Origin of the sequence: Flavobacterium sp. (genome assembly GCF_036405015.1) — a bacterium.
In the GTDB taxonomy this organism is placed as follows: Bacteria; Bacteroidota; Bacteroidia; order Flavobacteriales; family Flavobacteriaceae; genus Flavobacterium.
The window spans coordinates 24503-34403 of sequence record NZ_DASWYK010000143.1; the positions used below are offsets into that span (position 1 = coordinate 24503).

8 protein-coding genes are annotated in these 9901 nt (G+C 33.7%); 6 read left to right on the forward strand and 2 right to left on the reverse strand.

What is annotated here, in order from left to right:
• Positions 1-54: 54 nt before the first annotated feature.
• Together VGE71_RS10955 and VGE71_RS10960 are read right to left on the reverse strand one after the other, a co-directional pair.
• Entirely contained in the window at positions 55-759 is a 705-nt protein-coding gene (locus VGE71_RS10955) for a response regulator transcription factor (RefSeq protein ID WP_331138365.1), read from the reverse strand.
• Positions 756-1793 (reverse strand): sensor histidine kinase, encoded by a 1038-nt coding sequence (locus tag VGE71_RS10960; RefSeq protein WP_331138366.1) that lies wholly within the window; start codon positions 1791-1793, stop codon positions 756-758. Before VGE71_RS10960 ends, VGE71_RS10955 begins: the two co-directional genes overlap by 4 nt.
• Before the next feature lie 173 nt (positions 1794-1966).
• Here VGE71_RS10960 and VGE71_RS10965 point away from each other — a divergent pair, with 173 nt between their 5' ends.
• The 6 genes from VGE71_RS10965 to VGE71_RS10990 all read left to right on the forward strand — a co-directional run.
• Positions 1967-3352, forward strand: a complete 1386-nt coding sequence (locus tag VGE71_RS10965) for a TolC family protein (protein WP_331138367.1) — start codon at positions 1967-1969, stop codon at positions 3350-3352.
• 12 nt (positions 3353-3364) lie between these two features.
• Entirely contained in the window at positions 3365-6649 is a 3285-nt protein-coding gene (locus VGE71_RS10970; protein ID WP_331138368.1) for an efflux RND transporter permease subunit, read from the forward strand.
• Positions 6639-7727, forward strand: a complete 1089-nt coding sequence (locus VGE71_RS10975) for an efflux RND transporter periplasmic adaptor subunit (protein WP_331138369.1) — start codon at positions 6639-6641, stop codon at positions 7725-7727. The genes VGE71_RS10970 and VGE71_RS10975 overlap by 11 nt, the downstream gene beginning before the upstream one ends.
• 275 nt (positions 7728-8002) lie before the next feature.
• The gene (locus VGE71_RS10980) at positions 8003-8833 is read left to right on the forward strand and encodes a DUF4747 family protein (RefSeq protein WP_331138370.1); all 831 of its coding nucleotides are present in this window, start codon (positions 8003-8005) and stop codon (positions 8831-8833) included.
• Between the two features lie 92 nt (positions 8834-8925).
• Entirely contained in the window at positions 8926-9318 is a 393-nt protein-coding gene (locus VGE71_RS10985) for a hypothetical protein (RefSeq protein ID WP_331138371.1), read from the forward strand.
• A partial coding sequence (locus VGE71_RS10990) for a hypothetical protein (RefSeq protein WP_331138372.1) occupies positions 9318-9901 on the forward strand: 584 nt, incomplete at its 3' end. The genes VGE71_RS10985 and VGE71_RS10990, both read left to right, overlap by 1 nt.

Genomic DNA, 9901 nt, shown 5'->3' on the forward strand with positions numbered 1-9901 from the left:
GAAGTATAAATGAAGTACGCAAATTTTTTAAGAACGTATTTTAACTGTTTAGAATCACAATTCTAACTTCTTTAATCTATCTGTTAATTCTCTTCTATAGGTTATCCCGATTGGAATTCTTTCATTTTTTATGACGATGAAATCTTTTTCGGTTGCATCAATTTTATCCAAAGCCACGATGTAAGATTTATGAACACGCATAAAACTTTTCTCTGGTAGGCATTTCTCAAATTCAGTTGTGGTGATAGAAGCCAGATACGTTCTTTTTGTCGTGTGAAGTTTTACGTAATTTCCAAAACTTTGCGCAAACAAAAGTTGTTCTAACTCTATTTCTATAAAATAACCATCTACTTTTACACTAACAGAATGAATGATCTCCTCTTCTACTTTCCTTACATTTTCTGTTGCAAAAAAACGATCGATTGCTTTTAAAAACCTTGGAAAATAAATTGGCTTCAACAGATAATCAATTACGCCGTAATCGTAGCTTTCTAGGGCAAATTCAGAATAAGCGGTTGTTAAAATTGTTTTAGGATGCGTTGGCAGAATTTTTAGCAATTCCATACCTGAAATTTCGGGCATATTGATATCTAAAAACATTAAATCAACTGTGTTTTCTCTGAGATAATTCATCGCTTCGATTCCATTATAACCTTGAAAAACCAATTCTAACTGCGGATTCTGTTTGATGTAATTAGCCAAAACATAATGCGCTGCAGGTTCATCGTCTACAATAATACATTTTTTGGTTTCTCTCATCCTACAAACTTTTTAAGCTGTATTTCTAAATCTACAACATAGGTTTGTTTATCGTCCTGAATATCTAATTTATAGTCTTTTCCATAAATTAAATTCAGACGTTCAATCGTGTTTTTTAAGCCAATTTTAGTCGAAATCACATCATTTTTCTTCGGAATTGAATTCGTAACATGTAAACTCAATAATCCGTTTTCGACTTGAATATTAATTTTTACAAAGCAATTTTCAATAGCGCATGTTCCGTGTTTAAAGGCATTTTCAATAAATGCAATCAACAACATTGGCGAAATTTTATACGTGTAATCTTTATCAACTGTACTTTCAAAATTAATATCACAACGATAACCAACACGTTCTTTTTCTAACTGTACATAACTGTTAATAAACTCCAATTCATCTTCTAAGGAAACACATTGTTTACCATTACTTTCCAACTGGTAACGCATTAATTGTGACACTTTCATGATTAAATCTGGAGTTCTATCAGGAAATTCTAGACTAATTCCGTAAAGCGTATTAAATGTATTGAACAAAAAATGCGGATTTAATTGTCCTTTCAATGAATTCAATTGCATTTGATTGAACAATAAAGCCGCATCGGTTTGTTTTCTGTGAATACGATAAAACTTAAATACAATTATCGGACTCAGAATACAGACCAAAGTTCCTAAAACGCTTGCTAATTGATACGCGTAGCTTCTCTGATGTGAATTTTGATACAAATGACATTTGGTAAACATGTCGAGCATTGTCATTTCATAAAGCACAACAGAAAATACAAATACTCCAAAAAGCGTCAGAATAATGTAGGTGAAAGGTTTATTAGCCTTGAATAAAATGGGAAGTAAAAAGAAGCGGTTAAACTGGGCATGCATGTATAAAATGCAATAGAAAAATATACCCATTAAAATAGAAATGAATGAACTAAATAACATCCAATCATTTTTCAAGGTATAAATTGTAAATGAAAAAAGGACAACTGCAACTTCCTGCCACCATTTGTTATCCAATATGTTATCGATTTTTTTATTCATTCTTAATTTTAAAACAGACTACAAAGTACGAACAATTATTTAATTATTTTTTTCAAAAAATGACCAATTCAATTCGTCATTTACTAGTGCAGTACATCACTTAACCTGACTTTTATCAGCATAAGACAAATAAATTTGTTTCATCAAAAACACCTTTATATCACCTTGAGTTTATGTATTTCAAAAAAATTACCATTTTATTTTTATTGATTTTTGCCTCAACTGGTTATGCTCAAACCCTGTCTTTAAAAGAAGCAGTAAAAACAGGTCTTGAAAACTACGGTTCTATCCGGGCAAAAAACAATTACACCAATGCATCAAAAGAGACTCTAAAACAATCTCGTCGTGATTATCTGCCGAACTTAAATTTATCGGCACAGCAAGATTACGGAACTGTAAACGGACAAAACGGACCGCTTTACGGATTTGGAGGTTTAGGAGTTGCTTCTTCAGGTTTACCTCTTCCTGAACAAAACTGGAATTCGGCGTTTGGAGCGCTTTATTTAGTCAACATGAACTGGGATTTTTTCACTTTCGGAAAAACACAGGAAAAAATCAATTTATCTAAAATTGATGTTCAGGCTAAAGAAAAAGATTTGCAGCAGGAAAAATTCCAACAAGAAATCAAAATTTCGGCTGCTTATTTAAATTTATTGGCAAGCCAAAGATTACTGATTTCACAGCAAAAAAATCTTGCTCGCGCAGAAGTTTTCAAAAAGACCGCAGCTGCAAGAGTTAAAAACGGATTATTAGCAGGAGTAGATTCTACTTTGGCAACTGCAGAAGTTTCTAAAGCTAAAATTGCTTTAAATCTGGCTAAAAATTTCGTTAAAGAACAAAACAACAAATTAGTCGATTTAATGGGCGTTGCACCTCAGGATTTTGTTACAGATACTTTATTTGTAACACAGATTCCGAAAGAGTTAGTAACGAAAGAAACTGCAACAGACAGTCTTCACCCTTTATTACAATTCTATAAAACGAAAATCGATTACAGCAACCAACAGGTTAAATTGTATAAAAGATTTTATTATCCAACGATGAGCGCTTTTGGGGTTTTACAAACCAGAGCTTCGGGATTTGATAATACGTATGCAACCAATCAAAACGCCTTTACGAGAAATTACTGGGATGGCGTAAATCCAGATCGTACCAATTATTTGATTGGAGTTGGAATTACGTGGAATTTAACCACACCATTCCGTTCAAGCAAACAAGTAAGCGCTCAGAAATTTGTTTCTCAAGCCATGCAGGAAGAATACAATCAGGCTGACAGAGAATTAAAATCGCAACTGAATTTTGCCGAAGATAAAATCAGAATCACTTTGGAAAATTATGCCGAAGCACCAATTCAGGTTGATGCTGCAAAAAGAGCTTACCTACAAAAATCGACTTTATACAAAAACGGTTTAACTGATTTAACTGATTTAACACAAACGATGTATGTTTTAAATCGTGCTGAAATCGATCGAGATATTGTCAATAATAATGTGTGGCAATCGTACTTATTAAAAGTCGCTGCAACAGGAAATTTTGACTTATTTATAAATGAATTTTAATTATAAATCCTAATGAATTTAATACGTTTTGCACTCCGCAAACCCATTTCCATTTTAGTACTGGTTGCGGGTCTATTTTTCTTCGGAATTGGTGCCATCAAAGACATTAAGGTAGATATTTTACCAAAAATGAATTTGCCGGTTATCTATATCGCGCACCCGTTTGGAGGTTATACGCCAGACCAAATGGAAGCTTATTTTGCCAAAAACTACGTAAACGTTTTACCTTTCTCGAACGGTATCAAGTCGGTAGAAACTAAAAATATTCAAGGGTTAATGATTATGAAATTAACCTATTACGAAGGAACGAACATGGCTCAGGCTGCTGCCGAGTTAAGTGCGCTTTCGAACAGAATCCAAGCGGCTTTTCCTCCGGGAACACAGCCACCGTTTATCATTCGTTTTGATGCTTCTTCTCTTCCAATCGGACAATTGGTTTTGAGCAGTAAAGTAAGATCAAACAACGAATTACAGGATTTAGCCAACGTTTATGTTCGTGCTTCGTTTACCGCAATTCCTGGTTTATTATCTCCAGCACCTTTTGGAGGAAGTCCAAGAACGATTGAGGTTAACGTAGATCCAGATTTATTGCGTTCTCATAATATGACACCAGACCAAATCGTAGACGCGATTCGTTTGAACAACCAAACGGCTCCATCTGGAAACGTTCGTATGGGCGACAAAAACTATATTACGCCAACAAATAATACCATTAAAGAAGTTAAAGATTTTGAACAGATTCCGTTATTCAAAGGTGGTGTTCAAAACTTAAAATTAGGTGATGTTGCCTCTGTAAAAGACGGTGCCGACATTACAGCAGGTTATGCTTTAGTAAACGGAAAACGTTCGGTTTACATTAGTATCGCAAAAGCGGGAGACGCTTCAACTTGGGATGTGGTTCAGAAATTGAAAAAAGAATTGCCTAAAATTCAAAGTACACTTCCTGAAGACGTAAACATTACGTATGAATTTGACCAATCGGTTTATGTAATCAACTCGGTAAAAAGTTTGATTACTGAAGGTATTATTGGAGCGGTTTTAACGGGATTAATGGTATTGTTATTCTTAGGTGACCGTCGTGCAGCGTTAATCGTAATTATGACGATTCCGATTTCGATTATTTCTGGGGTTCTATTCCTGAAATTGTTCGGACAAACGATCAACTTAATGTCATTGTCAGGACTGGCTCTTGCGATTGGTATTCTGGTGGACGAAAGTACCGTAACCATCGAAAATATTCACCAGCATCTCGACATGGGAAAACCAAAAGCACTCGCCATTTGGGATGCCTGTCAAGAAATTGCTTTACCTAAATTATTGATCTTACTTTGTATTCTAGCCGTATTTGCACCAGCATTTACCATGGTTGGTATTCCAGGAGCGTTGTTCTTGCCTTTGGCTTTAGCAATTGGATTTTCAATGGTTATTTCGTTCTTATTGTCTCAGACTTTTGTTCCTGTAATGGCCAACTGGATGATGAAAGGACATGAAAAGCATGCACATGGTCCAGAAATTACAGATGATGAAGCTGAATTTAATGACAGTGGTTTAAGTCCAGAATCTGAGCAAAATCTTATTACGCAGAAAAAACACTACGTCGAAAGAGAAGATACTGATAATAACGGAAAAATTAGTGCTTTTGAACGTTTCAAAATTCGTTTCATGCGAACTTTAGATCGTTTGTTTGTTCATAAAAAAGCAACGACAATTATTTATTTGGTTGGTGCAACACTTTTGGCTGTTGTCTTCCTTAATTTCATCGGAAAAGATGTTTTCCCAAGAACCAATTCAAGTCAGTTTCAATTGAGAATGCGTGCTGTTGATGGAACGCGTTTGGAAAGAACGGAAGAACAAGCCAGAGTTGTTCTGAAAGAATTAGAAAAAATGGTTGGAAAAGAGCATATCGGAATTTCATCTGTTTATGTGGGGCAACACCCTTCTCTATTCTCAATCAACCCGATTTATTTGTTCATGGCAGGTTCTCACGAAGCAGTTTTCCAAGTGAGTTTGAAAGACTATGAGGCAGACATGGATGATTTTAAAGATGAGTTTAGAGCAAGACTGAAAAAAGTATTGCCAGATACGAAACTTTCTTTTGAGCCAATCGAATTGACGGATAAAGTTTTAAGCCAAGGTTCTCCTACTCCAATTGAGATTAGAGTTGCCGGAAAAGACAAAAAGAAAAACGAATTGTATGCTACTCAAATTGTAGATAAATTAAAAGCGATTTCGTATTTCAGAGACGTACAAATTGGTCAGCCAATTCATTACCCAGCAATGAATATTGATATTGACAGAACGCGTGCTGCTGAATTAGGAGTAGATATGAATGATATTTCTCGTTCGTTGGTAGCTTCGACCTCATCTTCTCGTTATACAGAAAAAAACAACTGGGTTGATGAAAGAGCTGGATTATCGTATTCTGTTCAGGTTCAAGTGCCTTTAAACAAAATGAAAAGCAAAACTGATATTGGTGAAATTCCAGTATTAAAGAATTCGCTTCGTCCTGTTTTAAGTGACGTTGCTAAAATTACACCTGGCTTTGTAAGTGGTGAAAATGACAATTTAGGGGCCATGCCATACATTACCGTTACGGCCAACATCTACCAAACCGATTTAGGTACGGCATCAAAAGATGTGAGCAAAACAATTAGTTCATTGGGCGAATTACCTCGTGGTTTATTTATCACGCCAATCGGATTAAGTACTGTATTGACGGAAACATTAAGCAGTTTACAAACGGGGTTATTGGTTGCCGTATTCGTAATCTTCTTAATGTTGGCCGCTAATTTCCAATCGTTCAAAGTTTCGTTGGTAATCTTAACAACGGTTCCTGCGGTAGTTTTAGGATCATTATTAATGTTAACACTAACTGGTTCAACACTGAATTTACAATCATACATGGGAATCATCATGTCGGTTGGGGTTTCTATTGCCAACGCCGTACTTCTGGTTACTAATGCCGAACAATTACGTAAAATAAACGGAAACGCCTTAGAATCGGCTCGTGAAGCAGCTGCGTTGCGTCTTCGTCCAATTATCATGACTTCTGTTGCGATGATTATGGGTATGTTGCCAATGGCAATCGGACACGGCGAAGGAGGAGATCAAGTTTCTCCGTTAGGAAGAGCGGTTATCGGTGGATTATTATTTTCTACTTTTGCCGTATTATTGATCTTGCCGCAAATATTTGCATGGGCACAAGAAAAAACATCGACACAATCTGTTTCTTTAGATCCTGAAGACGAAGAAAGCATCCATTATATCTCATCATTAAAACCAAAAAATGAAAAGTAACATTATAAAATCATCTGCATTATTATTTACAGCATTAGTTGTATTAAGCGGTTGCGAAAAGAAAAAAGAAGAAACTGCAAAAGTAGAAATCGAACCTAAAGTTGAAACTTTCCTTTTATCGAAAGAAAAATTAACAACAGAATTGCGTTTACCAGCTGAATTAACCGGTTTCCAACAAGTTGATTTGTATGCAAAAGTGAGCAGTTTCGTAAAAACTTTAAAAGTTGATATTGGAACTAAAGTAAAAAAAGGACAACTTTTAATTGTTTTAGAAGCGCCAGAAATCAGTTCGCAATTGGCTGCTGCTGAATCTCGTTTGAAATCTATGGAAGCGATTTACGCAACCAGCAAAAGCACGTACAACCGTTTGTACGAAACCAGCAAAGTAGAAGGAACAATTTCTAAAAACGATTTAGAAATGGCAAACGGAAAGAAAAATTCTGATTACGCACAATACCAAGCTGCAATTGCGGCACACAAAGAAATTTCGATCATGAGAGGTTATCTTGAAATTCGTGCTCCTTTTGATGGTGTTGTAGCGGCTAGAAATGTGAATTTAGGAACGTTTGTTGGTCCGGCAGGAAAAGGTTCAGATTTGCCTTTATTAACGATTCAAGAGCAATCTAAATTACGTTTGGCGGTTTCTGTTCCAGAATTGTACACAGGATATTTGCATGCAGGAGACGAAATGAGTTTTAATGTAAAATCGTTACCAGAAACTTTTACCGCTAAAATTACCAGAATGTCTGGCGCTTTAGATTTGAAATTACGTTCTGAAAGAGTTGAAATGGATGTTCACAACACCAAAGGAAATTTATTGCCTGGAATGGTTGCCGAAGTTTTATTACCGCTTAACGCGAAAGACAGCACGTATGTAGTTCCGAAATCGGCAGTAGTAAGTTCTGCAGAAGGAATTTATGTGGTAAAAGTAGTAAACAAAAAAGCAACAAGAGTTGACATTAAAAAAGGAAGAGAAATCGAAGATAAAATCGAAATTTTCGGTGACTTGAACCCTCAAGATAAACTGGTAAAAATCGCCAGCGAAGAAACTAAAGAAGGCGATATCATAAACGAATAACCTGCGTTTAGTCTTCTTTTTAGTAGATTACCAATTACTGTACGCATTCTTCGGAGTGCAAATCTAAAATTTGCCTTAGGACAGTTCCTCTTTTTTGGAGGGACTGTTTTTTTTTATTTTAATAATCAGGTATAAATACTTATACATTTCGTTTGACTAATTGATATTTTTGATAACTGATGGACTAATCTCTACGCACATTACGGTTTTCCATAAAATCTTTATTAACCAAAATATTAAATTTGAAAAAATATAACCAAAAATAAAATAATAAAATGTCAAAAATGTTTTTCAATAGGTTACACCTTACCATTAGTGATAACCGCCCAAAGCAACCTTTTATTGTTGATGGAATAAAGAACGTAGCATCCGAAGGATTTAATAATTATTCATACAAAATAGTTGAAGTAGAAGTTAAAGGACCTTACATAAAAGGCTATCTTATAAAATATGATCCTTATGGGAGAGGCGAAGTTTTAGATGAAACAACTGGTACTGTAAAAAAAGGAGGAATGGTTAATAATATAGTTGCAAGATCTCTTTTTGTTGTCAATACAGATGAAATGGTTATTGCTTTTGAAGAAGTTAAAAATGTAATTTCTAAAACTATGTTTGTTAGAATTTTTACAAACCTTTTTAAGAATAATCATAAAGGACAGATCTTTGATTTTTTTATATCAAGCATCAGTGAAAAATATTCTTTTATTGAAAAAGCAAAAAAACTTACCAATATTAAAAGAGTCACTATAAGATTAGTTCCTTCAAATCCTAATAATGCAGATTTATGGAGAGCAACTGATGAAAGGATGCGAGAAAATGGAATAACTAAATATAAGGAAATTCAAGAATCTTCAAGTGATTCTGGTATTTCACTAGATGATGAAACAATTGCAAAAATGGCAATGTCTGAAGATGGATATGGCTTTGCTGAGGCTAGCGGATCTGATCAACATGGAGAACCAATAACAATTAGTACTGCTAAGAAAAATCAAGATATTACTCACATATTGCCATATTCTATTGAAAAAAGTGGATTTGATAATATTATAAAATATTTATCTAGTACTTTTGATAAAATTAAGAAAAGAACAAATCATCAAGAATGAGACGTGTAAAATCATTTATATACTGTTGGGATTTCGGAATTGCATTTTTTGTAACTCTAATAACATATTATTTTCTTCCCGATTATATAAATATGAAATTTACATTATCATTTTATAATGTTGCAATGACTGTTTTGTCAATAATTTTTTCATTATTTTTTACAGCAATGGCTATCATAATGTCCTCTTCAGATAATGATTTTATTGAATTTCTTGAAGAAACAAAAACCTTTACTGAATTACTTTGGTCATTTAAAATTACGCTCTTATTTCTTTTTATGAGTTTAATTTTGTCTATTATTTTATATAGCGGTACATCTTACTGGTTAGAGAGCTACAATGAAGATTCTTGGCTTCAAAACAAAACACTTCTTTTAATTTTAGAGTTTTTATTTCTCTATGGAATGTTTGCAACATGGTTTTGTATAATGGATACTATAAAATTTTCTAAATATCGTTCCATATATCTATCCAAAAAAAAATAATGAAATTGCAAAAAACCTGGGAAAGCATGTCAAATTGGTTTGAAAATAATCAGACAAAATCTGTTATATTATATACTTTGATAATTTTTGGTTCAACTTGGGCGTGCTATCGTTACATGTATGAGGATAGTAAATTAGAGTTGTATAAAGCACAAATTGAATCAAAACAAGTAGAAATATCTCAATATCAATCAAGAATTGAATTTTTAGAAAAGAAAAACTCAACCTTAGAAGTAACTCTAAAAGAGTTTGAAGATTGGAATTCAAAAAGTGAGAATCCAAGTCTTTTTTACAAAACTAAATTTGAGGAAATCGCAAGTCTAAAACAGAAATATAAAAACTCTATCGCTTTAAATTCTATTTCAGAAGATTCTATAGTAAAAATCTCAGATAATAAAATTAAAGAAGTTTATCCAATAAATGTAGTAGTTAGAAAAGGTAACACTTATATTAATGATGAAGAAAAAATTGTAATTGCTGTAAATGATATTGATGTTGATGGAAAATGTAATTTAATATTGAGTATCGGAAATAATAAGAATGAAGATTATAAAAATGTAAAAGTTGGAAAAATATTTTCTTA